Consider the following 24,627-nt stretch of genomic DNA (forward strand, 5'->3'; position numbering starts at 1 on the left):
AGGTATAGCAACGTGCGCCTGATTATCGCATTTCTGATGGCATGGTGCCTCAGCGCGGGGGCGTACGCTGCGACGATCCCCGACGCCAAACAGATCACCCAGGAGCTGGAGCAGGCTAAAGCGGCCGCCGCCTCACCAGAGCAGGCGGAAACCGTGGAGGCGCTCCAGTCCGCGCTGAATGCCCTTGAGGAGCGTAACGGCTCCCTTGAGCGCACTAAACAGTATCAGCAGGTCATCGACGACTTCCCCAAACTCTCCCAGACGCTGCGTAGCCAGTTCAATAACCTGCGCGACGAGCCTAAAGCCGTTCCGGCCGGCATTAGCACCGATGCGTTGAACCAGGAGATCCTTCAGGTCAGCAGCCAGCTGCTGGAAAAAACGCGCCAGGCTCAGCAGGAGCAGGAGCGCGCCCGGGAGATCAATGACTCCTTAAGCCAGCTTCCGCAACAGCAGACCGACGCCCGCCGCCAGCTAAGCGAAGTAGAGCGGCGCATCGGCACGCAGAGCGGTACAACCGCGCTGGCCCAGGCGCAGACCCTGAGCGCGCAGGCGGCCTCCGCCAGGCTGAAAGCCCAGGTGGATGAGCTGGAGCTTGCCCAGCTGTCGGCGAATAACCGTCAGGAGCTGGCACGGATGCGATCCGAGCTGGCCCAGAAGCAGGCCCAGCAGCTGGATGCCTATCTTCAGGCGCTGCGTAACCAGCTTAACGGCCAGCGTCAGCGCGAGGCCGAGCAGGCGCTGGAGAGCACCGAGCTGCTGGCAGAGAACAGCGCTAACCTGCCTGCGCGCATCGTTGACCAGTTCAAAATCAACCGCGAGCTGTCGCAGGCGCTCAACCAGCAGGCCCAGCGGATGGATCTGGTGGCCTCCCAGCAGCGCCAGGCGACCGGCCAGACGTTGCAGGTACGCCAGGCCCTGAATACGCTGCGTGAGCAGGCCCAGTGGCTGGGGGTCTCTAACATGCTCGGCGATGCGCTGCGCGCCCAGGTGGCCCGGCTGCCGGAGATGCCGAAGCCGCAGCAGCTGGATACCGAGATGGCCCAGCTGCGGGTACACCGCATGCACTATGAGGATCTGCTCAACAAGCAGCCTCAGCTGCGCCAGATCCGCCAGGCGGACGGGCAGCCGCTGACCGCCGAGCAGAGCCGTATCCTGGAGGCGCAGCTGCGCACCCAGCGCGAGCTGCTCACCTCTCTGCTGCAGGGAGGTGACACGCTGATCCTTGAGCTGACCAAGCTGAAGGTCTCCAACAGCCAGCTTGAGGATGCACTAAAAGAGGTCAACGAAGCCACCCACCGCTATCTCTTCTGGACTGCCGACGTCAGCCCGATGACGCTCAGCTGGCCGATTGAAATTGTGCAGGATCTGCGTCGCCTCATCTCGCTGGATACCGTAAACCAGCTCGGCAAGGCGACGATGATGATGGTGACCAGCAAAGAGACGCTGCTGCCGCTGTTTGGCGCGCTGGTGCTGGTAGGCTTCAGTGTCTACTCCCGCAAGCACTTTACCCGCTTCCTGGAGCGCTCCAGCGCGAAGGTCGGCAAAGTAACGCAGGATCACTTCTGGCTCACGCTGCGCACGGTGTTCTGGTCGATTCTTGTGGCCTCGCCGCTGCCGGTGCTGTGGGCGACGCTCGGCTACGGCCTGCGATCCGCCTGGCCCTATCCGCTGGCGGTGGCGATTGGCGACGGCGTTACCGCTACCGTGCCGCTGCTGTGGGTGGTGATGATCTGCGCCACCTTCGCCCGCCCGACCGGCCTGTTTGTCGTGCATTTTGGCTGGCCGCGCAGCCGGGTCGCACGCGGCCTGCGCTCTTACCTGATGAGTATCGGCCTGATCGTGCCGCTGATTATGGCGCTGATCATGTTTGATAATCTCAACGACCGGGAGTTCTCCGGTTCCCTTGGCCGCCTCTGCTTTATGCTGATCTGCGGCGCGCTGGCCGTGGTAACGCTAAGCCTGAAACGCGCCGGGATCCCGCTCTACGTCGATAAAACCGGCAGCGGCGACAACATGGTTAACCGCATGCTGTGGAACCTGCTGATGAGCGCCCCGCTGGCGGCGATGCTGGCGGCGGCCGTGGGCTATCTGGCAACCGCCCAGGCGCTGCTGGCCCGTCTGGAGACCTCGGTGGCGATCTGGTTCCTGCTGCTGGTGGTGTATCACATCATCCGCCGCTGGATGCTGATCCAGCGCCGCCGCCTGGCCTTTGACCGCGCAAGACATCGCCGGGCAGAAATTCTGGCCCAGCGCGCCCGTGGCGAAGAGGAGCAGGCCCACTCGACCAGCACGGAAGGCGCGGTAGAGGTAGACGAAAGCGAGCTGGATCTTGATGCCATCAGCGCCCAGTCGCTGCGGCTGGTGCGCTCGATTCTGATGCTCATCGCCCTGCTCTCGGTGATTGTGCTGTGGTCAGAGATCCACTCCGCGTTTGGCTTCCTGGAGAATATCTCCCTGTGGGACGTTACCTCGACGGTACAGGGCGTAGAGAGTCTGGAGCCGATCACCCTCGGCGCGGTGCTGATCGCTATTTTGGTGTTTATCATCACCACCCAGCTGGTGCGGCATCTGCCAGCCCTGCTGGAGCTGGCGCTGCTCCAGCATCTCGACCTGACGCCGGGAACGGGCTATGCCATCACCACCATCACCAAATATCTGCTAATGCTGTTCGGTGGCCTGGTGGGCTTCTCAATGATCGGTATCGAGTGGTCAAAACTGCAGTGGCTGGTAGCGGCTCTCGGTGTGGGATTAGGTTTTGGTTTGCAGGAGATCTTTGCCAACTTTATCTCTGGCCTGATCATCCTGTTTGAGAAACCGATCCGTATTGGTGATACCGTGACCATTCGCGATCTCACCGGTAGCGTAACGAAGATCAACACCCGTGCCACCACCATTAGCGACTGGGACCGCAAAGAGATCATCGTGCCGAATAAGGCGTTTATCACCGAGCAATTTATCAACTGGTCGCTGTCGGATTCGGTAACGCGTGTGGTGCTTACCGTTCCCGCGCCCTCCGATGCCAACAGCGAAGAGGTTACCCAGCTGCTCTACACCGCCGCTGAGCGCTGCTCGTTGGTGATCGATAACCCGCCGCCGGAGGTCTTCCTGGTAGATCTGCAGCAGGGTATTCAGCTCTTTGAGCTGCGTATCTATGCCGCTGAGATGGGCCACCGGATGCCGCTGCGCCACGAGATCCATCAGCTGATCCTGCAAGGCTTCCGCGAGCACGGCATCGACCTGCCGTTCCCGCCGTTCCAGATGCGTCTGGAGTCTCTTGACGGCAAACGCGCCGCCAGGACGTTAAGCTCTGCCGGACGCGGCCAGCGCCCATCGGGTAGCCTGTAGTTTCAAAACTGAGTAGTTTCAAAACTGAGTCGTCACAAAACTGAGTAACAACGCCGCAGCTTAATCGCTGCGGCATTTTTTTAGCGGGGTGACAGCCCACCCACGCGACTGATGCGCCGCTGGTAGCGCTCATAAAGCCCCAGCGCCAGCAGCGAGAAGAAGATCGGCCCGCCCGCCATCCACAGAGCGCTGCTCAAATCCCCTTTCTCAATCACCGGCTCAATGACCGTAAAGATATTGGCGAAGGCCACCAGCAGCACAACTATGGCGGTCATCACCAGCGTCGTTCTGCGGGATTTGAAAATCACAAAGGGTCGATGCAGATCCGTTTTGGCCTTAAAGAAGGGAAACGCCAGCGCCAGGAAGAGGTACGGCAGCGTCATGGAGACGTTCGCCATCAGCGTCACTTTGTTATAAAACGCCGATGCCGTACCGCCGCCGAACGAGACCAGCAGAATGATCAGGCTCACCAGCAGGCACTGGAGCCACATTGATGTCTCAGGCATGCCGCTCTTGTTTAAACGCGTCATCGGCGCAGGCCACATCTCTTTTGGCGTCCCCTGAATAATCGCCTTCAGCGGGGAGTAGATCAGCGTAAAGAACGCCCCGGTATAGGCGAGGAACATCGACAGACCGGTTATTCGGGCAAACCAGACGCCGGTCAGGCTAGCTGCCTCAGGCGACATGTGCAGCGCGTTGCCCAGCGTTGCGCCCAGGCTCTCCATCAGCACGTAGGTAATGTTGCCCAGGTTGGTGGAGTCGGTGCTTAACACCTGCTGCCAGTTAGTGCTGACGCCCCACAGAATGATGGCCAGAGAGTAGCCGATAGAGATCACCACCGCGGCAAAGATGATCCCTTTAGCGAAGTTTTTCTCAGGGTTTTCGGTCTTATCCACCAGACCACCTACCGCCTCAATGCCGCCGTAGGCGAACAGGGCAAAAACCATAAACGACAGCATAGAGAGATCGGAGTGGTAACCCGGATTCGGCGAGGCAGTAAAGTTGATCGCCTCGGCGAAATGCCCGCCGTTGAGCAATAAAATCGCGATGCTGGCAAGGAGCAGCACCAGGTTGAGACACATGACGGCAATCCCGCCGACGGCGGTGATTTTGGCGATCTTATTAATACCCTTGGCCGCCACAAAGGTTACCACCACCATCCACACAACGGCCAAAACGCCCACCACCTGCGTGGGCTGTAAGCCAGCAACGTGCCAGCGCTGCGTCATATCTGCGCCAACGATAAAGGTGGAGAAGGGAACCCATACCTTCGCGGCGGTGCTTACCATCCAGATGACATAGGATGAAAACCACATAAAGGTGCCGATAAACGCGTAGCGTGACCCGACGCTGTTCTCCATCCACGAGTAGATCCCGCCCTCCTCTTTACGGTAGGCAGCTCCCATCTCGGCCATCATCAAGGCAAAGGGAATGAAGAAGAACAGGGCTGCAAAGATATACCAGGGCGTGGCGCTGTGGCCCATCAGATAAAACGCGCTGGCGCTGTTAGCAAAGCCAAAAACCGACGTAAATATCATGAGAACAAGCCCCATCAGGCTCATCTTTTTTAGATTGTCGCTCATAGATCTATCCATGTTGTCTGGTGAAAGAGAGGGTAAAAAAGTTACCCAAACGAACGGCTGGATAGTAACAAAGCGGCAGGTTTAAATTGTGACTTCAGGAGGGAAAGCAAAAGATGAAACAGGAAATTAGCACAAAAAGTAATATTTTATTTTGCACTATTACAGCACTGCCGTAGGCCGGGCAAGCAGAGCGCCGCCCGGCAATAACAATCAGGCGCGATCGACCGAAAAAGCCAGCACCTCGGCCAGGGTCTCTGTGCCCAGCGCCAGCATGACCAGACGATCGATACCCAGCGCTACGCCGGAGCAGTCCGGCAGACCCGCCTCTAGCGCGCCCAGCAGATTGTAATCGATAGGCTGCTGCTCGAGGCCCATGGCCACCCGCTTGCGGTTATCCTGCTCAAAGCGCTGCTGCTGTTCACGGGCGTCGGTCAGCTCATGGAAACCGTTCGCCAGCTCCATGCCTTTGAAATAGACCTCAAACCGCTCCGCTACGCGATGATCTTCGGTGCTGATTTGTGCCAGCGCCGCCTGGCTTGCCGGGAAGTGATAGACAAACGCCGGGCGATCTTTGCCAATGTGCGGCTCAACGCCCATGGTAAAGAGCAGCTGCAGCAGCGTGTCCCGATCCTCTTCCCGATCGGCGATATTGCTCAGATCCAGCCTGGCCGCAGCATCACGCAGCTGCTGCTTGTCGGCTGAGAGCGGATCGATATCCAGATGACGCTGGAACGCCTGCTGGTAGGAGAGGGAATCCGCCGCCGGGCAATCCAGTACCTGTTGCAGCAGATCGTCTACTTCGTTCATCAGCCGGTACATATCATAGTGCGGACGATACCACTCCAGCATGGTGAACTCAGGGTTATGATGACGCCCCATCTCTTCATTACGAAAGCTGCGGCACAGCTGGAAAACCGGTCCACAGCCCGCAGCCAGCAGGCGCTTCATGTGGTACTCCGGGCTGGTCATCAGATAGAGATCCAGTCCCTGAGAGTGGCCTGGGCCAACAAAACGGGTTTTAAACGGGAACAGATGAACGTCCGTGACCGTCGCCTGGCTCATGCAGGGTGTCTCCACCTCCAGCACGCCGCGATCGACAAAGAAACGGCGGATCTCGGCCATTATTGCTGCACGTTTCAGCAGGTTAGGAATAGATGCGCTCGGCCGCCAGGCTGCCGTTTCACTCATGGTGTGTTCTCCGATGTCAGACAAGGGCACGAAGTCTACTCGACGGGCGACCCGGAGACAAATTCTGTGCGGCAAATTTACGCAATGAGAACCCTTTTTCGTGACGGGCCAGAGCAAAAAACGGCTGCAAAGATCGGCAAAAAAATCGAACACGTCAAATTTCCCTCTGATCCCTACGGGTATACTGGCGTACCCATAATGGAGCAGTGGAACTGTTTACAGCCAATCTGGAGGAATGTCGTGCACACTTTTCAAGCCGATCTCGTCGTTATAGGCGCTGGCGGTGCGGGTTTACGCGCTGCTATTGCGGCCGCCCAGGCGGATCCCAATGCGAAAATCGCCCTTGTCTCAAAGGTCTACCCCATGCGCAGCCACACGGTGGCGGCCGAGGGAGGCTCTGCTGCCGTCACGCAGGATCATGACAGCTTTGAGTACCATTTTCACGACACCGTAGCCGGCGGCGACTGGCTGTGCGAGCAGGACGTGGTCGACTATTTTGTCCACCACTGTCCGACGGAGATGACCCAGCTTGAGCTGTGGGGCTGTCCGTGGAGCCGCCGCCCGGACGGCAGCGTCAACGTGCGCCGCTTCGGCGGGATGAAGATCGAACGCACCTGGTTCGCCGCCGATAAGACCGGCTTCCATATGCTGCACACCCTCTTTCAGACCTCCCTGCAGTTTCCGCAGATCCAGCGCTTCGACGAGCATTTTGTCCTTGATATCCTCGTGGACGACGGGCAGGTTCGCGGCCTGGTCGCCATGAATATGATGGAAGGCACCCTAATGCAGATCCGCGCCAACGCGGTGGTGATGGCCACCGGCGGTGCGGGGCGCGTCTATCGCTATAACACCAACGGCGGCATCGTCACCGGCGACGGCATGGGAATGGCGCTGGCTCACGGCGTACCGCTGCGCGATATGGAGTTCGTGCAGTATCACCCCACTGGCCTGCCGGGCTCCGGCATTCTGATGACAGAGGGCTGCCGGGGTGAAGGCGGTATTCTGGTTAATAAAGATGGCTACCGTTATCTGCAGGACTACGGCATGGGGCCGGAAACGCCGCTGGGCGAGCCAAAGAACAAATATATGGAGCTGGGCCCACGCGACAGAGTCTCCCAGGCTTTCTGGCACGAGTGGCGTAAGGGCAACACTATCTCCACTCCGCGCGGTGACGTGGTCTACCTCGATCTGCGCCACCTTGGCGAAAAGAAAATTCTTGAGCGCCTGCCCTTTATCTGTGAGCTGGCTAAGGCCTATGTCGGCGTCGATCCGGTGAAAGAGCCTATCCCGGTTCGGCCTACCGCCCACTACACCATGGGCGGCATTGAGACCGACAGCCAGTGCGAGACGCGCATTAAAGGGCTGTTTGCCGTGGGCGAATGCTCCTCGGTCGGCCTGCACGGTGCCAACCGTCTCGGCTCAAACTCGCTGGCGGAGCTGGTGGTGTTTGGTCGTCTTGCCGGGGAGCGCGCCATTGCGCATTCACGTGCCGCGGGTACCGCTGCCGATAGCGCTCTCACTGCTCAGGCGGTTGATGTCGAGCAGCGTCTCAACGCACTGGTTAACCAGCAGGGTAACGAGAGCTGGGCAAAAATCCGTGATGAGATGGGCCTGTCGATGGAGGAGGGCTGCGGTATCTACCGAACCCCAGAGCTGATGCAGAAAACCGTCGACAAGCTGGCAGAGCTGCAGGAGCGCGTTAAGCGCGTGCGCGTGACCGACACCTCCAGCGTCTTTAATACCGAGCTGCTCTACACCATTGAGCTGGGACACGGGCTGAACGTCGCCGAGTGTATGGCGCACTCCGCCCTGGCCCGCAAAGAGTCGCGCGGGGCACACCAGCGTCTGGACGAAGGCTGCACCGAGCGTGACGACGTCAACTTCCTGAAACATACCCTCGCCTTCCGCGATGCCGATGGCACAACGCGCCTTGACTACAGCGATGTCAACATTACCACGCTACCGCCGGCGAAACGCGTCTACGGTGGGGAAGCGGAAGCCGCCGAGAACAAGGAGAAGGCGAATGGCTGAGATGAAAAACCTGAACGTTGAGGTGGTGCGCTACAACCCGGAGGTCGACTCCGCTCCGCACAGCGTATTTTATGAGGTGCCCTACGATGAACAGACCTCGCTGCTGGACGCGCTAGGCTACATCAAAGATAACCTCGCGCCCGACCTGAGCTACCGCTGGTCCTGCCGCATGGCTATCTGCGGCTCCTGCGGCATGATGGTAAACAACGTGCCGAAGCTGGCCTGTAAAACCTTCCTTCGCGACTACACGAAGGGCATGAAGGTGGCGGCGCTGGGTAACTTCCCCATTGAACGCGATCTGGTGGTGGATATGACCCACTTTATCGAGAGCCTGGAGGCCATCAAGCCCTACATCATTGGTAATCTCCGCACGCCGGAGCAGGGGCCTAACCGCCAGACGCCAGCGCAGATGGCGAAATACCACCAGTTTTCCGGCTGCATCAACTGCGGGCTGTGCTATGCCGCCTGCCCGCAGTTTGGCCTGAATCCGGAGTTTATCGGCCCGGCGGCGATTACCCTGGCCCATCGCTATAACGAAGACAGCCGCGATCGCGGCAAGCGGGATCGCATGGCGCAGCTAAACGGCGAGAACGGCGTCTGGAGCTGTACCTTTGTCGGCTACTGCTCAGAAGTCTGTCCGAAGCATGTCGATCCGGCGGCGGCTATTCAGCAGGGTAAGGTAGAGAGCTCAAAAGACTTTCTGATCGCCACCCTGAAACCACGCTAAGGAGCGCATGATGACAACGAAACGTAAACCCTGGGTGCAGCCGATGCCGTCAGGCTGGTGGAAAAGCCTGCCCTTTTACCGCTTCTACATGCTGCGCGAAGGCACCTCAGTGCCCACGGTCTGGTTCAGCATTGTGCTGATCTACGGCCTGTTTGCGCTGAAGCATGGCCCGGAGTCATGGGCGGGCTTTGTCGGTTTCTTGCAAAACCCCGTCGTGATTATCCTGAATCTGCTGACGCTTGCCGCCGCGCTGCTGCACACTAAAACCTGGTTTGAGCTGGCCCCGAAAGCCGCTACCGTCATCGTAAAAGGTGAGAAGCTGGGGTCGCAGCCGGTCATCAGGGCGCTGTGGGCCGTCACGGCGCTGGTCAGCGTAGCGATCCTGTTTATTGCACTCTTCTGGTAAGGAGGCCTCATGATTAACCCAAACCCAAAACGTGCTGACGAGCCGGTATTCTGGGGGCTGTTTGGCGCAGGCGGGATGTGGGGCGCAATCGTCGCGCCCGTCATCGTGCTGCTGGTTGGCATTCTGCTGCCGCTCGGGCTCTATCCAGGCGAGGCGCTGGGCTACGATCGGGTGCTGGCCTTTGCGCAAAGCCTCATTGGTCGGGCGTTTATCTTTCTGATGATTGTCCTGCCACTGTGGTGCGGCCTGCATCGCATTCATCACGGCATGCACGATCTTAAAATCCACGTTTCCCACGGTAAATGGGTGTTCTATGGCCTGGCGGCGATCTTAAGCGTTGTCACGCTGATTGGCGTTATCACCCTTTAACAGCTGTAATGCCCGGCGGAACGCTGTCGGGCATCGCATTCTGCAAATATCTTGCGCTGTAAAAATAGATTTTCTTTAGTCAGGTTCTACACTTAGCAAAAAGCCTGTAAGGAAAATGCCATGCGTCTGCTACCCGTTGTTGCTGCCGTTGCCGCTGCGTTTGTCGTAGTGTCCTGTAGTTCCCCTACTCCGCCCTCTGGCGTGACGGTTATCGAGCATTTCGATGCTAAACGCTATATCGGTACCTGGTACGAGATTGCCCGCCTCGACCATCGCTTTGAGCGCGGTCTGACTAACGTCACCGCTACCTATACGCTACGCGACGATGGCGGGATCAACGTCATCAATAAAGGCTACAACCCGTCACGGGGAATGTGGCAGTCCACTGACGGCAAAGCTTACTTTACCGGCAGCCCGGATCGCGCCGCGCTGAAGGTATCCTTCTTTGGCCCGTTCTACGGCGGCTATAACGTGATTGCGTTGGATAAAGAGTACCAGCATGCGCTGGTCTGCGGCCCGAACCGTGACTACCTGTGGATCCTGTCACGCACCCGTACTATCCCTGACAAGGTAAAACAGCAGCTGCTGGATACCGCGACTCGCCAGGGATTTGCCGTAGAAAAGTTAATTTGGGTACCGCAGAACCGCTAGTGGGTGCTGAGCTTCAGACCAATAATCCCGGCAACGATCAACGCCAGGCTGATGATCCTCGCCGGGCTGGCTGACTCACCCAGCAGCAGAATACCTGCGGTTGCCGCGCCAACCGCACCGATGCCGGTCCAGATGGCGTAGGCCGTACCGACCGGCAGGGTTTTCATTGCCCACGACAGCATCATAATGCTGACGATCATCGCACTGACGGTAATAAGGCTGGGGATCAAACGGGTAAAACCGTGGGTGTACTTCAGGCCGATGGCCCAGACAACTTCAAGCAAACCCGCAATAAACAGAATGAACCAGGACATAACAGGCTCCCGACTGTGGGGCCGTCCCCGGTGAAACATGGCGCTTGTGGGTCGTCCCACAAGGCTGAGGTGAAGAAAGAATTGTCGCCTGGGGTGCTCTGTTTTTCAACTTTTTAATAAATCCCTCTGTTTTGCCTCTTTAAAGCAAGAAATAGAGGCAGTTAGCAGCGGAGTTCCCGCATTTACCCTTTAGCGCTCCCCCCTATGATAGCGTGCTTTCTGCTAGCAGCAAGCCGTCACCCCTATCCTGACTGCGAATAAAGACATGCTGAAAATTCTTTTGATTGACCGTTGTTGTTTCACCCGTTTAGGGCTGGAGATATGGCTCAATCAAGCTGGTTTATTTTCCACTCCCGTTGTCGTTACCGGGCTGAACAACCTGATGCTGGCAAAAGAGCATGCTATGCAGTGGCAGCCGGATCTGGTTATTGCCGATCTCTACGGTTTCGCGGGCGATCTGCACCATGTTCAACAGCTCTCATCCCTGCTCATGGCCTGCAGCGATCGTAGCAAGCTTATTTTATTTCAGTCCGGTCATAACGCCGACATGGAAAATTACTGTCAGCAGTTTCCGATCGCGGCCCGCCTGGCTAAAACCGACTCGCTGGCGAAGCTCGCGCAGTCGATTGATACTGCCCTGCTGGCACGACCTGTTTATAGCGAGCCACAGACCGCTGCACCGCTACTTACGCGTCAGGAGGAGAAGGTGTTATCGCTGTGGATGGAAGGAACAAATAATCACTGTATTGCCAGCCGTCTCGGCATTAACGGGAAAACCGTCTACACCTACAAGCGCAATATTCGGATGAAGTTGGGAATGTGCAATCGTTTTACACCGTTCCTGTCGCTGCCGGAAGGCATAAGGTAACGGTACGACAAGCAGCCGTACCGTCCGGGATTACTGCTGGGCTTTAGTTGCTGCACCAGAGATAGCGCTACCGCCGGTAGAAATATCTTCACCTACGCCACGCGTAGTGTTACAGGCGGTCAATGCTGAAGAAAGCACCAGAACAGAAAAGATCGCTGCAATTGTTTTCTTAACCATAATATCTTCCTTTAAGGCCAAAGTTATTTGTGTATTGCCACTTAAGCATAGACAAAATCCAAAAAAATGGCGGGAGAGGATGATTTTTTAAGAAAATTCGAGCGAGGGGCAAGGCAGAGACGCGGGTAGAAAAACTATCGGCGCAGCGGGAGCCACGCCGACAGGCTTAGCGCATAAATTACTTCACGCGGGAGACGTATTCGCCAGAGCGGGTGTCAACTTTGATCACTTCGCCAATCTGTACGAACAGCGGAACCTTAACAACGGCACCGGTAGAGAGAGTAGCGGGTTTGCCACCGGTCCCTGCGGTGTCACCCTTCAGGCCTGGATCGGTTTCAACGATCTCCAGCTCGACGAAGTTCGGCGGGGTCACAGCGATAGGCTGGCCGTTCCACAGGGTCACGATGCATTCAGCCTGATCCAGCAGCCACTTCGCGTTCTCGCCAACCGCTTTCTCATCGGCAGCCAGCTGCTCGAAGGTCTGGTTGTTCATGAAGTGATAGAACTCACCGTCGTTGTAGAGGTAAGTCAGGTTCATATCTACTACGTCTGCGCCTTCAGCGGAGTCGGTAGATTTGAAGGTTTTCTCAACGCGGGTGCCGGTCAGCAGACGGCGCAGCTTAACGCGGGCGAAAGCCTGGCCTTTACCCGGTTTAACGAATTCACTGGCTTCAACCGCATACGGTTCGCCATCCATCATGATTTTAAGACCAGCACGAAAATCGTTGCTATAGTAAGTCGCCATAAGGCCCTCTGAAATTGATAACTGGTAGCTAAGCCACAAAATGGCGCATATTGTAACCCTAAATACCCCATCCAGAGAAGATTGGTTAGTACAACTTGCCGATGTAATTACCGATCCGGATGAACTACTGCGTCTGTTAAATATAGACGCCGATGAAAATCTGCTTGCAGGACGGGCGGCGAAACGCCTGTTTGCCCTGCGCGTCCCGCGAGCGTTTGTCGCGCGAATGGAGCGTGGCAACCCCAACGATCCGCTGCTAAGACAGGTACTTACCTCGCAGGAGGAGTTTGTTGCCGCCCCCGGATTCAGCACCGATCCGCTTGATGAGCAGCACAGCGTTGTCCCCGGACTGCTGCATAAATACCGTAACCGCGCCCTGCTGCTGGTAAAGGGCGGCTGCGCGGTAAACTGCCGCTACTGCTTCCGTCGCCACTTCCCCTATGCCGATAATCAGGGCAACAAGCGCAACTGGCAGGCCGCGCTGGACTATATCGCCGCGCATCCTGAGCTGGATGAGATCATCTTCTCCGGCGGCGATCCGCTGATGGCAAAAGATCATGAACTGGAGTGGCTGCTGACCCAGCTTGAGGCTATCCCGCACGTGAAGCGCCTGCGCATTCACAGTCGGCTGCCGATTGTGATCCCGGCGCGCATCACCGACGCGCTGGCGTCACGCTTTGCCCGCTCGTCACTGCAGATCCTACTGGTTAACCACATTAACCACGCTCAGGAGATTGATTCGTCGTTTCGCCAGGCCATGACAACGCTACGCGCTGCGGGCGTGACGTTGCTTAACCAGAGCGTGCTGCTGCGCGGCGTTAACGACAGTGCCCAGACGCTGGCGGATCTCAGCAACGCGCTGTTTGATGCGGGCGTGATGCCTTACTACCTGCACGTGCTGGATAAGGTTCAGGGCGCGGCGCACTTTATGGTGACGGATGATGAAGCCCGCCAGATTATGCGCGAGCTGTTGACGCTGGTATCAGGCTATATGGTGCCAAGACTGGCACGGGAGATCGGCGGCGAGCCGAGCAAAACGCCGCTGGATTTACAGCTCAGGCAGAGCTAGCCCCCGTAGGCCGGGCAAACGCAGTGCCGCCCGGCGTTGCAGCGTCAGTATCATAACGCCCGGTGGCGCTACGCTTACCGGGCCTACCAAACGCACCGCCCCTAATCAGTTCGGGCACTTATAGACCTGGCCGTTCATTTCGCTGGCGGTCGGCACAAAGCTCGACATAAAGCCTTGGGTAGGGCTGGTAACGCTGTAGAGGACGTTGCCACCCATCTCAGCGGCGTGGTTACGCAGCGCTACCGCCGCGCCGCGCATGGAGCCACCCTCTTCGCCGTGCTGGCCTGAGAGCCAGTTGCTCTGCTTGCCCATCGCGGTGCCAATATAGTGACACTCCGCGCCCGGCTTATCTTCAACAAAGCGAACGCTCTGCCCACCTGCGGTGAGGGCGTTGCCAGAACTACAGCCCGCCAGCAGCAGTGCCGCACCTACGATCCCTGCAGAAACTTTCATGCGCATTTTATTCCTCGTTGTTATCAGCTGGACACAACCTGTCCGTGTCTAAACCTTATACTAAAAAGATGACCAAAAGAAAAACCCCCGGACATTTCTGCCCGAGGGTTTCTCATTATGACGGATGCCCGCCCAAATCATTCTGGTTGCAGGAAGGCGGCAAGGTCGCGTATCCCCAGGAGCTTACTAAAGTAAGTGACTGGGGTGCGTGAACGCAGCCAACACACCTGCGGCCTGAAGGATGCCGGGCGGAGGGGGGCATTACATCATGCCGCCCATTCCACCCATGCCGCCCATACCACCAGCGCCGCCTAAGTCAGGCGCGTCAGCTTTCGGCAGGTCGGTCACCATGCACTCGGTGGTGATCATCAGACCGGCAACGGAGGCCGCGTACTGCAGAGCAGAACGGGTCACTTTAGTCGGATCCAGGATACCCATGTCGATCATGTTGCCGTACTCTTCGGTCGCCGCGTTGTAACCGTAGTTACCGTCACCTGCTTTCACGGTGTTGGCAACAACTGACGGCTCTTCACCGCAGTTCAGCACGATCTGACGCAGCGGTGCTTCCATTGCGCGCAGCGCAACTTTGATACCGACGTTCTGGTCTTCGTTCTGGCCACGCAGCTCGCTCAGTTTGCTTGCTACGCGGATCAGCGCCACGCCACCACCGGCAACCACGCCTTCTTCTACCGCAGCACGGGTTGCGTGCAGGGCATCTTCAACGCGGGCTTTCTTCTCTTTCATTTCAACTTCGGTAGCTGCACCGACTTTGATTACCGCTACGCCGCCTGCCAGTTTCGCTACGCGCTCCTGCAGTTTCTCACGGTCATAATCAGAGGTCACTTCTTCGATCTGCTGACGGATCTGAGAAACACGGCCCTGAATCGCCGCTTCTTCACCCACGCCATCGATGATGGTGGTGGTGTCTTTGTTGATCACAACGCGTTTTGCCTGACCCAGGTCTTCCAGGGTTGCTTTTTCCAGCTCCATACCGATCTCTTCAGAGATTACGGTACCGCCGGTCAGGATAGCGATATCCTGCAGCATGGCTTTACGACGATCGCCGAAGCCCGGTGCTTTCACCGCAGCAACTTTAACGATACCGCGCATGGTGTTCACTACCAGGGTCGCCAGCGCTTCGCCTTCAACGTCTTCAGCAACGATCAGCAGCGGTTTACCCGCTTTAGCAACGGCTTCCAGCACCGGCAGCATTTCGCGGATGTTGGAGATTTTTTTGTCAGCCAGCAGGATGAACGGGCTTTCCAGTTCGATAGAACCTGTTTCCGGCTTGTTGATGAAGTAAGGGGAGAGGTAGCCACGATCAAACTGCATACCTTCTACCACGTCCAGCTCGTCCTGCAGACCGGTGCCTTCTTCAACGGTGATCACGCCTTCTTTGCCCACTTTTTCCATCGCCTGCGCGATCAGGGTACCCACGGTTTCGTCGGAGTTAGCAGAGATGGTGCCTACCTGAGCAATAGCACGGGAGTCAGAGCACGGTACGGAGAGGGTTTTCAGCTCTTCAACGGCGGCGATAACGGCTTTATCGATACCGCGTTTCAGATCCATCGGGTTCATGCCCGCAGCAACGGCTTTCAGGCCTTCAGTAATGATGGACTGAGCCAGTACGGTTGCAGTGGTGGTACCGTCGCCCGCAGCGTCGTTCGCTTTGGAGGCCACTTCTTTCACCATCTGCGCGCCCATGTTCTCGAACTTATCTTCCAGTTCGATTTCACGTGCAACGGAAACACCATCTTTAGTAATGGTCGGTGCACCGAAAGATTTATCCAGAACGACGTTACGGCCTTTCGGGCCCAGGGTCACTTTCACTGCATCTGCCAGCACGTTTACGCCGCGCAGCATTTTCACACGGGCGTCGTTACCGAATTTTACGTCTTTAGCTGCCATTTTCTTTTTCCCTTAAATGCGTATGGTTCAGTTCGCGCGTGGATTACGCTTCAACAATTGCCAGAATGTCAGACTCGGACATGATCAGCACTTCCTGATCGTCGATTTTCTCTGCTTTCACGCCGTAGCCATCGTTAAAAATAACGATGTCGCCGACTTTCACGTCCAGCGGCTGCACGGATCCGTTTTCGAGGATGCGGCCTTTACCGACAGCGATGATCTCGCCACGAGTAGATTTACCAGCAGCACTACCGGTCAGAACGATGCCGCCAGCTGATTTAGACTCAACTTCTTTACGCTTGACGATGACACGGTCATGTAGTGGACGAATACTCATTGATAGCTCTCCTTTGAGAAAGTCAGTATCGGTTATGGATGACGCCGGTTCCTTTTCGCTTCCCGGCTGGTGACGAGAGAGATGGGGATGGGGCTTTCACCCTTCAAGGGGCCAACGAAAAAAAATTTGTGAAAATGTTACCATCATCGCTCTTTGGACAGGGGCAGGATAATAATAGATGAGTGGCTTAAAACAGGAGCTGGGACTGGCTCAGGGCGTGGGGCTGTTATCGACCTCACTGTTAGGTACCGGCGTGTTTGCCGTACCGGCGCTGGCGGCGCTGGTGGCGGGCAACAACAGCCTGTGGGCATGGCCGGTGCTGATTGTACTGGTTTTCCCCATTGCGATTGTCTTCGCTCTGCTCGGGCGGCACTTTCCCAGCGCGGGCGGCGTGGCCCATTTTGTCGGCATGGCGTTTGGTCCGCGTCTTGAACGCGTCACGGGCTGGCTCTTTCTGTCGGTGATCCCGGTGGGACTGCCCGCCGCACTGCACATTGCCGCCGGCTTCTGGCAGGCGCTGTTTGGCTGGCACGGTCCAATGCTGCTAATGGCGGAGCTGGGCACGCTGTTGCTGGTATGGGCGGTGGGAACGCGGGGGGCCAGCTCCAGCGCCAATCTGCAAACCCTGGTCGCTGGACTAATCGTGGCGCTGATCGCCGCCGTCTGGTGGTATGGCGATCTTACGGTCGCTGAAATTCCCTTCCCTGCCCCACAGGAGGTCGATGCGTCTGGCCTGTTTGCCGCCCTGTCGGTGATGTTCTGGTGCTTCGTGGGTCTGGAAGCGTTTGCCCACTTAGCCTCTGAATTCAAGCGTCCGGAACGGGACTTCCCCCGCGCGCTGATGATTGGCCTGCTGCTGGCCGGCTTCGTCTACTGGGCCTGCACGGTGATTGTGCTGCACTTTGACGCGTATGGCGTCGATCGTGCTGCCGCAGCCTCCCTGCCGGGGATCGTGGTGCAGCTGTTTGGTGAGAAGGCGCTGTGGATCGCCTGCGTAATTGGCTATCTGGCCTGCTTTGCCAGCCTTAACATCTACATTCAGAGCTTCGCCCGTCTGGTCTGGTCACAGGCGATGTACAACCCGCAGGGTCGCCTGGCACAGCTCTCAAAACGCCAGATCCCCTTTAATGCCCTGAATGCGGTGCTGATCTGCTGCGTTATCAGCACGCTGGTTATCTATGCGCTGGAGATCAACCTCGACGCGCTGATTATCTACGCCAACGGCATTTTCATCATGATCTATCTGCTGTGTATGCTGGCGGGATGTCGTTTGCTGAAGGGGCGCTATCGCGCGTTGGCGGCGGTGGGCGGCCTGCTCTGTCTGCTACTGCTGGCGATGGTGGGCTGGAAGAGCCTGTATGCCACTATTATGCTGGCGGCGCTGTGGTGGTTTTTACCCAAGCGCGGCAGTGCCCATTAAAATTATGCATTAAATAACGCCGGGCAGCGCTGCGCTTACCCGGCCGCTGGTTATTTATCGTCTTTATGATCGATACGGTCGCGGTACTCGTCCTTGCGCTGGTACTCGCCGTCAAAAGTCTGACCGCCGTCGCTACCGGCGCTGAAACCGCCACCCGGCATCCGGGAGAAACGCAGATGCGGAAGCAGGCGCAGGGTCAGTAATTTTTGCACCGGTGGCAGCAGCAGCAGCAGGCCGAGCAGATCGGTAAAGAAGCCCGGCAGCAGCAGCAGTAGCCCGGCAATCATCAGCGATACGCTCTTGATCATCTCCGCAGCGGGGCTCTCTCCGGCGGCCATCTTCTGCTGCATCAGTAAAATATTTTTAAAGCCCTGGTTTCGCACCAGCGACATACCGATGACTGAGGTAAAGATCACCAGCACCAGCGTGAGCAGGACGCCAAAGACGTGGGCGACCTGGATAAAAATCGAGATTTCGATGTAAACGTATAAAAATATTGCAATTAGTGGTATCCAGCGCACTGGCGTCTCCTGTAGGTTTGCGGCGTGCTTCTTACTGAGATGGTGCTTAATAGGCATAATTCAATAGGATTGCACGCCAGGTTGTCTGAAAATCTCTGCCCGGTGATGCATTTCACAAATTATTAAAACTAACGCAACGACTAAGATAATAAGTGATCCAGATTACGGCATTTCGCTATCATCAGCATATGATCCCGGGTACGTGGCCGATTAAGGAAATAATCGTCGGTCAGCAAACACACAAAACCCCAGATGTACTGTGTGTTTAGTACATTCATTCGCAGCTTGAAAAAGAAGGTTCACATGTTAAACAGCATTCGTATCGAAGAAGATTTGTTGGGCACAAGGGAAGTACCAGCGGACGCTTACTACGGCATCCACACTCTGAGAGCGATTGAGAATTTCTACATCAGCAACAACAAAATCAGCGACATCCCTGAATTTGTACGTGGCATGGTGATGGTCAAGAAAGCCGCAGCGCTGGCAAACAAAGAGCTGCACACCATTCCCAAAAGCGTGGCCAATGCCATCGTCGCCGCATGTGATGAAGTCCTGAATAACGGTAAATGCATGGATCAGTTCCCGGTCGACGTCTATCAGGGCGGCGCGGGTACCTCCGTGAATATGAACACCAACGAAGTGCTGGCAAACATCGGCCTTGAGTTGATGGGCCACCAGAAAGGCGACTACCAGTACCTGAACCCGAACGACCACGTCAACAAGTGCCAGTCCACCAACGACGCCTACCCGACCGGTTTCCGCATTGCAGTTTACGCCTCTATCGTTAAGCTGGTAGATGCCATTAACCAGCTCGGAGAAGGGTTCCAGAACAAGGCCGTTGAGTTCAAAGACATTCTGAAAATGGGTCGCACCCAGCTGCAGGATGCAGTGCCGATGACGCTGGGCCAGGAGTTCCACGCCTTTAACGTTCTGCTCAATGAAGAGACGCGCAACCTGCTGCGCACCGCCGAACTGCTGCTGGAGGTCAACCTCGGGGCAACGGCGATCGGTACTCGTCTGAACACCCCGGACGGCTATCAGCAGCTGGCGGTACAGAAGCTGGCGGAAGTCAGCAACCTGCCGGTGGTTGCGGCGGAAGATCTGATCGAAGCCACCTCCGACTGCGGCGCATACGTCATGGTTCACAGCTCGCTGAAGCGCCTGGCGGTCAAGCTCTCTAAAATCTGTAACGACCTGCGCCTGCTCTCCTCCGGCCCGCGTGCTGGCCTGAATGAGATCAACCTGCCGGAGCTGCAGGCTGGCTCCTCTATCATGCCTGCGAAGGTCAACCCGGTCGTGCCAGAGGTCGTGAACCAGGTCTGCTTCAAGGTGATCGGTAACGACATCACGGTCACCATGGCCTCCGAAGCTGGCCAGCTGCAGCTCAACGTGATGGAGCCGGTCATCGGCCAGGCAATGTTTGAGTCAATCCATATTCTGACCAATGCCTGCTACAACCTGCTGGAGAAATGCATCAACGGTATTACCGCCAACAAAGCGGTATGCGAGAGCTACGTCTATAACTCAATCGGCATCGTTACCTACCTTAACCCGTTTATCGGTCACCACAACGGCGATATTGTGGGTAAAATCTGTGCCGAAACGGGCAAGAGCGTGCGTGAGGTCGTGCTTGAACGCGGCCTGCTGACCGAGGCGGAGCTGGATGATATCTTCTCGGCGCAAAACCTGATGCACCCGGCTTATAAAGCAAAACGGTATACAGATGAGAACGAACAGTAACCGTTCAACCGGGTAAGACCTCAAAGGCACGTCAGCGATGACGTGCCTTTTTGTTTCTGGGCGCTACTAAAATTCAACAAATCAATATCAACTTGTAAACACATCAAGGAAGCCAACTATGTTTGCTGCGGAACTTGTGATTGTCCTGCTGGCGATTTACTTAGGTGCCAGACTCGGCGGGATCGGCATCGGCTTTGCCGGTGGGCTTGGCGTGCTCGTCCTGACGCTCTTTTTCCAGATCAAGCCTGGCGCGATCCCCTTTGACGTTATCGAAATTATCATGGCGGTGATCGCTGCGATTGCCGCGATGCAGGTGGCCGGGGGGATGGACTACCTGGTTAGCCTGGCGGAGCGCCTGCTGCGCCGTCACCCTAAATACATTACCTTTCTCGCCCCGCTGGTGACCTGGTTTATGACCATTCTCGCCGGTACCGGGCACACCGCGTTCTCTACCCTGCCGGTGATCACCGAGGTAGCAAAAGAGCAAGGCATTCGCCCCTCTCGCCCGCTCTCTATCGCCGTAGTAGCCTCGCAGATCGCCATTACCGCCTCGCCCATTTCCGCGGCGGTAGTGTTTTTCGCCGGGATCCTCGAACCGCTGGGCGTTAGCTACCTGACCCTGCTGGCGATCTGCATTCCTGTTACCCTGATCGCTATCATGCTCACCGCCGTGGTGTGTAACTTCCTCGGCGCAGAGCTAAAAGACGATCCGGTCTATCAGGAGCGGCTGGCCAAGGGTGAAGTGAAGCTGCGCGGAAATCAGGTTTTTCAGCTTAAGCCTCACGCCAAACGCTCGGTGATGCTGTTTCTGATCGGCATTGTCGCAGTGATGGTTTACGCCACCATTATCAGCCCGACGGTGGGGCTGATTACCAATCCGGTATTGCCGCGCAACGAGGCGATTGTGGTCTTCATGCTCACCATCGCCACGCTGATCTGCCTGAGCTGCAAGATAGACACTGGGGAGATACTTAACGCCAGCACGTTTAAATCCGGGATGAGCGCCTGTATCTGCGTGCTGGGTGTGGCCTGGCTTGGGGACACCTTTGTGAAAACCCACATTGAGGATATCCAGAGCGTGGCAGGCGACCTGCTCCACAGCTATCCGTGGCTGCTGGCAGTAGTACTCTTTTTTGCTGCCACCCTGCTCTACTCCCAGGCGGCGACCACCAAAGCGCTGATGCCCGCCGCGCTGCTGCTCGGCGTTACCCCCCTGACCGCCATCGCCTCGTTCGCCGCCGTGTCGGCCCTGTTTGTGCTGCCCACCTACCCGACGCTGCTGGCGGCGGTAGAGATGGACGACACCGGCTCGACCCGCATCGGCAAATATGTCTTCAACCACGCCTTCCTGATCCCCGGCGTGATCGCCATCGCCCTGTGCGTCATTTTGGGCTTCGTGATTGGCGGCCTTGTTTTGTAGCCTGTTTTGTAACAGGCATGATGGTGTAAATGTCGTTAAAATCGGGCTGCCTGGCGGCCCGGTTGATTAATCCGCGCCCAGCGGCGTGCTATAGTGGCTTTTTTCGTCTGATACGAGATTGCCGATGAATACGCCTGATGCCGTCGTTGTGCTCTGTACCGCCCCGGATGAAGCTACCGCCCAGGACCTGGCGGCGAAAGTGCTGGCGGATAAACTCGCCGCCTGCGTGACGATTTTGCCCGGTGCTACTTCGCTCTACTACTGGGAAGGTAAGCTGGAGCAGGAGTATGAAGTCCAGATGCTGCTGAAAAGCAGCGCCGCCCATCAGGAGGCGCTGCTGGCCTGCCTGAAATCGCACCATCCGTATCAAACCCCCGAACTATTAGTGCTGCCCGTCGCACATGGAGACAATGATTACCTCTCATGGCTCAACGCATCCTTACGTTAATCCTGCTGTTTTGCAGTACGTCCGCCTTTGCCGGGTTGTTTGACGCGCCCGGCTCCGGGAAGTTTGTTCCCGCAGATAGCGCGTTTACCTTCGATTTTCAGCAAAATGAGCACGACCTGACGCTCAACTGGCAGATCAAAGAGGGCTACTACCTCTATCGCCAGCAGATCAGCGTCACGCCCGCGCAGGCGGAGATCGCCCCGCTCCAGCTCCCAAAAGGCGAAAGTCACAAAGATGAATTCTTTGGCACCAGCGAAATCTATCGCCAGCGGCTCAGCCTGCCGGTGACGGTGCGTTCGGCTAACAAAGCGGCGACGCTGACCGTCACCTGGCAGGGCTGCGCGGCGGCGGGCTTCTGCTATCCGCCGGAGACAAAGGTTGTGCCGATCAGTGAGGTGCAGCCGCTGGCGCATAGCGTGCCGGATCAATCTGCCCCTGTCACGGCCACGGCCGCGCCCGCGCTGCCCTTCTCGGCGCTGTGGGCGCTGCTGATCGGCATTGGCATCGCCTTTACTCCCTGCGTGCTGCCGATGTACCCGCTCATCTCCGGCATCGTGCTGGGGGGCAAAGCGCGTCTCTCTACCGGACGAGCGCTGCTGCTGACCGTGCTCTATGTGCAGGGCATGGCCCTCACCTACACCGCGCTGGGCCTCGTTGTGGCCGCCGCCGGGCTACAGTTTCAGGCGGCGCTCCAGCATCCCTATGTATTAGTTGGCCTGTCGGTGATTTTCACCCTGTTGGCGCTGTCGATGTTTGGTCTGTTCACCCTCCAGCTGCCGTCATCTGTTCAGACGCGCCTGAGCCTGATGAGCAATCGCCAGCAGGGCGGCTCGCCGGGCGGCGTCTTTGCGATGGGGGCCATCGCTGGGCTGATCTGCTCACCCTGCACCACCGCACCGCTCAGCGCTATCCTGCTCTATATCGCCCAGAGCGGTAACCTGTGGCTCGGCGGCGGCACCCTCTATCTTTATGCGCTCGGCATGGGCATCCCGCTCATCCTGGTAACGCTGTTTGGCAACCGCCTGCTGCCGAAAAGCGGCCCGTGGATGGAGCAGGTCAAAATCGCCTTTGGCTTTGCGATCCTTGCCCTGCCGGTATTTTTACTGGAGCGTATGTTGGGCGAGACATGGGGCCTGCGCCTCTGGTCGCTGCTCGCCGTGGCGTTTTTCAGCTGGGGGTTTATCACCTGTTTGGGTGGTACTCGGCGTGGGATACGCGTGCTACAGATCGTCCTGCTGGGCGCGGCGCTGGTCAGTGCGAAGCCGCTACAGGACTGGGCGTTTGGCGTTAGCACCTCCGTCCCGCAGGCGCACCTGAACTTTACCCGCATCGCCAGCGTAGATGAGCTGAACCAGGCCCTGGCACAGGCCAAGGGTAAACCGGTCATGCTCGACCTCTACGCCGACTGGTGCGTGGCCTGCAAAGAGTTTGAGAAGTATACCTTCAGCGATCCGCAGGTACAGGCGGCGCTGAAGGAGACGGTGCTGCTGCAGGCGGACGTGACCGCCAACAGCGCCGAGGATGCCGCCCTGCTTCGCCATCTTGGCGTGCCGGGCCTGCCGACAATTCTGTTCTTTGACGCCCAGGGCAACGCGCAGCCTGCGCAACGGGTGGCAGGATTTATGGACGCGGAAGCATTTAGTAGACATTTGCGCAATCGCCAGCCATAAACTACACCAGGAGTGGAAAAATGGTTCTAAAAACGCAGGAGAACACCGTGCAACGTGAAGACGTCTTAGGGAAAACATTGCAGTGGCTTGAGCTCGAAGGCCTTGCTGCCACGACGCCCGAAATTATCGCCGAACGTCTTAATTATCCATTGGACGAGTTTTTGCGCTTTTGGCCCGATAAAGAGGCGCTGCATTATGATGCGCTGCGCCACCTCAGCCAGCAGGTTGACGCCTGGCGCAGGCAGATGCTGTTAAACGATGAGCTAAGCAAAGAGCAGAAGCTGCTGGCCCGCTATACGGCGCTTACCGAGTGCGTCACCAACCATCGCTATCCGGGCTGCCTGTTCATTGCGGCCTGCACGATCTATCCGGATCCGGCCCACCCGATCCATCAGCTGGCGGATCAGCAAAAAAGTGCGGCATACGACTACACCCACGAGCTGCTGACGGCGCTGGAGGTGGACGATCCGGCGATGGTCGCCAAGCAGATGGAGCTGGTGCTGGAAGGCTGCCTCAGCCGGATGCTGGTCAACCGTAGCCAGGTCGACGTTGATACCGCCTACCGGCTGGCAGAGGACATTCTTCGCTTTGCCCAGTGCCGCATGGGCGGCGCGCTGACCTGATATCAGATCAGCAGACCCGCCCACGCAGAGAGCAGTAAACAGAGCGCCATCGCCCGCTGAAACCAGACCAGCGAGGCGGGGGTGCGAAAGATTTGGTTCACCGCTCTGCCGCCGAACGCCCAGACGGTCAGGCAGAGCTGGGAGATAATCAGAAACAGCAGCGCCATCACGGCGATCTCCCGCAGCGGATGCGCTCCGTGGGGCGCAAACAGGCTCACCACCGCCAGCGCCATCATCCAGGTTTTCGGGTTAATCAGCTGCAACATGGCTGCCGCCCGAACGCTAAAGGGCCGCTGCGCCTCACCCTCCAGCGCCGTCGCCGGAGCACGAAATAGCTGCCAGCTCATCCAGCTTAGCCACAGCACCCCTGCCCAACTCATCCCCGTCCGCACCAGCGGATAGTGGCTCAGCGCCTCCCCCGCGCCCGCGCCAGAGATCAAGACAATCAGGCTGGCGGCCACGCAGGCGCTTACTACCGCAGGCAGCGTGGCCATTACGCCGAAGCGCTGGCTGCTGGATAAGATTAAAATGTTGGTGGGGCCAGGGGTGATCGATGCCACGAAGGCAAACAGCATAAACGGCAACCAGGTATAGAACATATTCACAGGCAGGAC

At 57.6% G+C, this 24,627-nt stretch carries 24 protein-coding genes; 14 read left to right on the forward strand and 10 right to left on the reverse strand.

What is annotated here, in order from left to right:
• Nucleotides 1-12: 12 nt before the first annotated feature.
• Complete coding sequence (mscM, locus tag NR795_RS14655; RefSeq protein WP_257758595.1) at nucleotides 13-3,345, forward strand: miniconductance mechanosensitive channel MscM; 3,333 nt, start codon at nucleotides 13-15, stop codon at nucleotides 3,343-3,345.
• A gap of 80 nt (nucleotides 3,346-3,425) precedes the next feature.
• On the opposite strand, the gene yjeM is transcribed toward mscM, so the two are convergent.
• Together yjeM and epmA are read right to left on the reverse strand one after the other, a co-directional pair.
• On the reverse strand, nucleotides 3,426-4,928 hold the full coding sequence (yjeM, locus tag NR795_RS14660) for a glutamate/gamma-aminobutyrate family transporter YjeM (RefSeq protein ID WP_257758596.1): 1,503 nt from the start codon (nucleotides 4,926-4,928) through the stop codon (nucleotides 3,426-3,428).
• 210 nt (nucleotides 4,929-5,138) lie between these two features.
• Nucleotides 5,139-6,116 (reverse strand): elongation factor P--(R)-beta-lysine ligase, encoded by a 978-nt coding sequence (gene epmA / locus NR795_RS14665; protein ID WP_257758597.1) that lies wholly within the window; start codon nucleotides 6,114-6,116, stop codon nucleotides 5,139-5,141.
• A gap of 240 nt (nucleotides 6,117-6,356) precedes the next feature.
• On the opposite strand from epmA, the gene frdA reads away from it, so the two are divergent.
• The 5 genes from frdA (at nucleotide 6,357) to blc (ending at nucleotide 10,300) form a co-directional block, all read left to right on the forward strand.
• Entirely contained in the window at nucleotides 6,357-8,147 is a 1,791-nt protein-coding gene (frdA, locus tag NR795_RS14670) for a fumarate reductase (quinol) flavoprotein subunit (RefSeq protein ID WP_257758598.1), read from the forward strand.
• Nucleotides 8,140-8,874 carry a succinate dehydrogenase/fumarate reductase iron-sulfur subunit gene (locus NR795_RS14675; protein ID WP_257758599.1) on the forward strand — a complete coding sequence of 245 codons (735 nt, stop codon included), beginning with the start codon at nucleotides 8,140-8,142 and terminating at the stop codon, nucleotides 8,872-8,874. Before frdA ends, NR795_RS14675 begins: the two co-directional genes overlap by 8 nt.
• Nucleotides 8,875-8,884: 10 nt before the next feature.
• A complete protein-coding gene (gene frdC / locus NR795_RS14680) occupies nucleotides 8,885-9,280 on the forward strand; it encodes a fumarate reductase subunit FrdC (protein WP_257758656.1) in 396 nt (131 codons plus the stop codon).
• A gap of 9 nt (nucleotides 9,281-9,289) precedes the next feature.
• The gene (gene frdD, locus NR795_RS14685; RefSeq protein WP_042388687.1) at nucleotides 9,290-9,649 is read left to right on the forward strand and encodes a fumarate reductase subunit FrdD; all 360 of its coding nucleotides are present in this window, start codon (nucleotides 9,290-9,292) and stop codon (nucleotides 9,647-9,649) included.
• A 120-nt stretch (nucleotides 9,650-9,769) separates the two neighbouring features.
• Entirely contained in the window at nucleotides 9,770-10,300 is a 531-nt protein-coding gene (gene blc / locus NR795_RS14690) for an outer membrane lipoprotein Blc (RefSeq protein ID WP_222888975.1), read from the forward strand.
• Here the strand turns inward: blc and sugE are convergent.
• A complete protein-coding gene (sugE, locus tag NR795_RS14695; RefSeq protein WP_257758600.1) occupies nucleotides 10,297-10,614 on the reverse strand; it encodes a quaternary ammonium compound efflux SMR transporter SugE in 318 nt (105 codons plus the stop codon). The two genes, blc and sugE, sit on opposite strands and share 4 nt — an antisense overlap.
• 265 nt (nucleotides 10,615-10,879) lie before the next feature.
• On the opposite strand from sugE, the gene NR795_RS14700 reads away from it, so the two are divergent.
• The gene (locus NR795_RS14700; RefSeq protein ID WP_144816606.1) at nucleotides 10,880-11,482 is read left to right on the forward strand and encodes a LuxR C-terminal-related transcriptional regulator; all 603 of its coding nucleotides are present in this window, start codon (nucleotides 10,880-10,882) and stop codon (nucleotides 11,480-11,482) included.
• A gap of 30 nt (nucleotides 11,483-11,512) precedes the next feature.
• Here NR795_RS14700 and ecnB read toward each other — a convergent pair whose 3' ends face one another.
• Nucleotides 11,513-11,659 (reverse strand): lipoprotein toxin entericidin B, encoded by a 147-nt coding sequence (gene ecnB, locus NR795_RS14705; protein ID WP_042388694.1) that lies wholly within the window; start codon nucleotides 11,657-11,659, stop codon nucleotides 11,513-11,515.
• 178 nt (nucleotides 11,660-11,837) lie between these two features.
• Nucleotides 11,838-12,404 (reverse strand): elongation factor P, encoded by a 567-nt coding sequence (gene efp, locus NR795_RS14710; RefSeq protein WP_144816609.1) that lies wholly within the window; start codon nucleotides 12,402-12,404, stop codon nucleotides 11,838-11,840.
• 40 nt (nucleotides 12,405-12,444) lie between these two features.
• On the opposite strand from efp, the gene epmB reads away from it, so the two are divergent.
• Nucleotides 12,445-13,473, forward strand: a complete 1,029-nt coding sequence (epmB, locus tag NR795_RS14715; RefSeq protein WP_144816611.1) for an EF-P beta-lysylation protein EpmB — start codon at nucleotides 12,445-12,447, stop codon at nucleotides 13,471-13,473.
• 105 nt (nucleotides 13,474-13,578) lie between these two features.
• On the opposite strand, the gene NR795_RS14720 is transcribed toward epmB, so the two are convergent.
• The 3 genes from NR795_RS14720 to NR795_RS14730 all read right to left on the reverse strand — a co-directional run bounded on the left by NR795_RS14720 (nucleotide 13,579) and on the right by NR795_RS14730 (nucleotide 16,171).
• Nucleotides 13,579-13,932: a DUF4156 domain-containing protein gene (locus NR795_RS14720; protein WP_257758601.1), complete on the reverse strand. Its 354-nt coding sequence runs from the start codon at nucleotides 13,930-13,932 to the stop codon at nucleotides 13,579-13,581.
• A gap of 255 nt (nucleotides 13,933-14,187) precedes the next feature.
• A complete protein-coding gene (gene groL / locus NR795_RS14725) occupies nucleotides 14,188-15,834 on the reverse strand; it encodes a chaperonin GroEL (protein ID WP_042388705.1) in 1,647 nt (548 codons plus the stop codon).
• Nucleotides 15,835-15,877: 43 nt separating this feature from the next.
• Nucleotides 15,878-16,171 carry a co-chaperone GroES gene (locus NR795_RS14730; RefSeq protein WP_042388708.1) on the reverse strand — a complete coding sequence of 98 codons (294 nt, stop codon included), beginning with the start codon at nucleotides 16,169-16,171 and terminating at the stop codon, nucleotides 15,878-15,880.
• Nucleotides 16,172-16,349: 178 nt separating this feature from the next.
• On the opposite strand from NR795_RS14730, the gene yjeH reads away from it, so the two are divergent.
• The gene (gene yjeH, locus NR795_RS14735; RefSeq protein WP_257758602.1) at nucleotides 16,350-17,591 is read left to right on the forward strand and encodes an L-methionine/branched-chain amino acid transporter; all 1,242 of its coding nucleotides are present in this window, start codon (nucleotides 16,350-16,352) and stop codon (nucleotides 17,589-17,591) included.
• 50 nt (nucleotides 17,592-17,641) lie between these two features.
• Here the strand turns inward: yjeH and NR795_RS14740 are convergent, their stop codons facing one another.
• Nucleotides 17,642-18,112, reverse strand: coding sequence for an FxsA family protein (locus tag NR795_RS14740; protein WP_144816618.1), 471 nt, complete (start codon nucleotides 18,110-18,112; stop codon nucleotides 17,642-17,644).
• Between the two features lie 303 nt (nucleotides 18,113-18,415).
• Between NR795_RS14740 and aspA the strand changes: the two genes are divergently transcribed.
• From aspA to NR795_RS14765, 5 genes are all read left to right on the forward strand, one after another.
• Nucleotides 18,416-19,852, forward strand: coding sequence for an aspartate ammonia-lyase (gene aspA / locus NR795_RS14745; RefSeq protein ID WP_042388716.1), 1,437 nt, complete (start codon nucleotides 18,416-18,418; stop codon nucleotides 19,850-19,852).
• Between the two features lie 118 nt (nucleotides 19,853-19,970).
• Nucleotides 19,971-21,272 carry an anaerobic C4-dicarboxylate transporter gene (locus NR795_RS14750; RefSeq protein WP_144816620.1) on the forward strand — a complete coding sequence of 434 codons (1,302 nt, stop codon included), beginning with the start codon at nucleotides 19,971-19,973 and terminating at the stop codon, nucleotides 21,270-21,272.
• A gap of 124 nt (nucleotides 21,273-21,396) precedes the next feature.
• Nucleotides 21,397-21,720, forward strand: coding sequence for a divalent cation tolerance protein CutA (gene cutA / locus NR795_RS14755; RefSeq protein ID WP_144816623.1), 324 nt, complete (start codon nucleotides 21,397-21,399; stop codon nucleotides 21,718-21,720).
• Nucleotides 21,696-23,390: a protein-disulfide reductase DsbD gene (locus NR795_RS14760; RefSeq protein WP_257758603.1), complete on the forward strand. Its 1,695-nt coding sequence runs from the start codon at nucleotides 21,696-21,698 to the stop codon at nucleotides 23,388-23,390. The genes cutA and NR795_RS14760 overlap by 25 nt, the downstream gene beginning before the upstream one ends.
• A gap of 47 nt (nucleotides 23,391-23,437) precedes the next feature.
• Nucleotides 23,438-24,013: a transcriptional regulator gene (locus NR795_RS14765; RefSeq protein WP_144816850.1), complete on the forward strand. Its 576-nt coding sequence runs from the start codon at nucleotides 23,438-23,440 to the stop codon at nucleotides 24,011-24,013.
• Between the two features lie 2 nt (nucleotides 24,014-24,015).
• Here the strand turns inward: NR795_RS14765 and NR795_RS14770 are convergent, their stop codons facing one another.
• Nucleotides 24,016-24,612 carry a LysE family translocator gene (locus NR795_RS14770; RefSeq protein WP_222890674.1) on the reverse strand — a complete coding sequence of 199 codons (597 nt, stop codon included), beginning with the start codon at nucleotides 24,610-24,612 and terminating at the stop codon, nucleotides 24,016-24,018.
• Nucleotides 24,613-24,627: the final 15 nt, after the last annotated feature.

The sequence above is a fragment of the Pseudescherichia sp. L3 genome (assembly GCF_024656065.1).
GTDB lineage: Bacteria > Pseudomonadota > Gammaproteobacteria > Enterobacterales > Enterobacteriaceae > Pseudescherichia.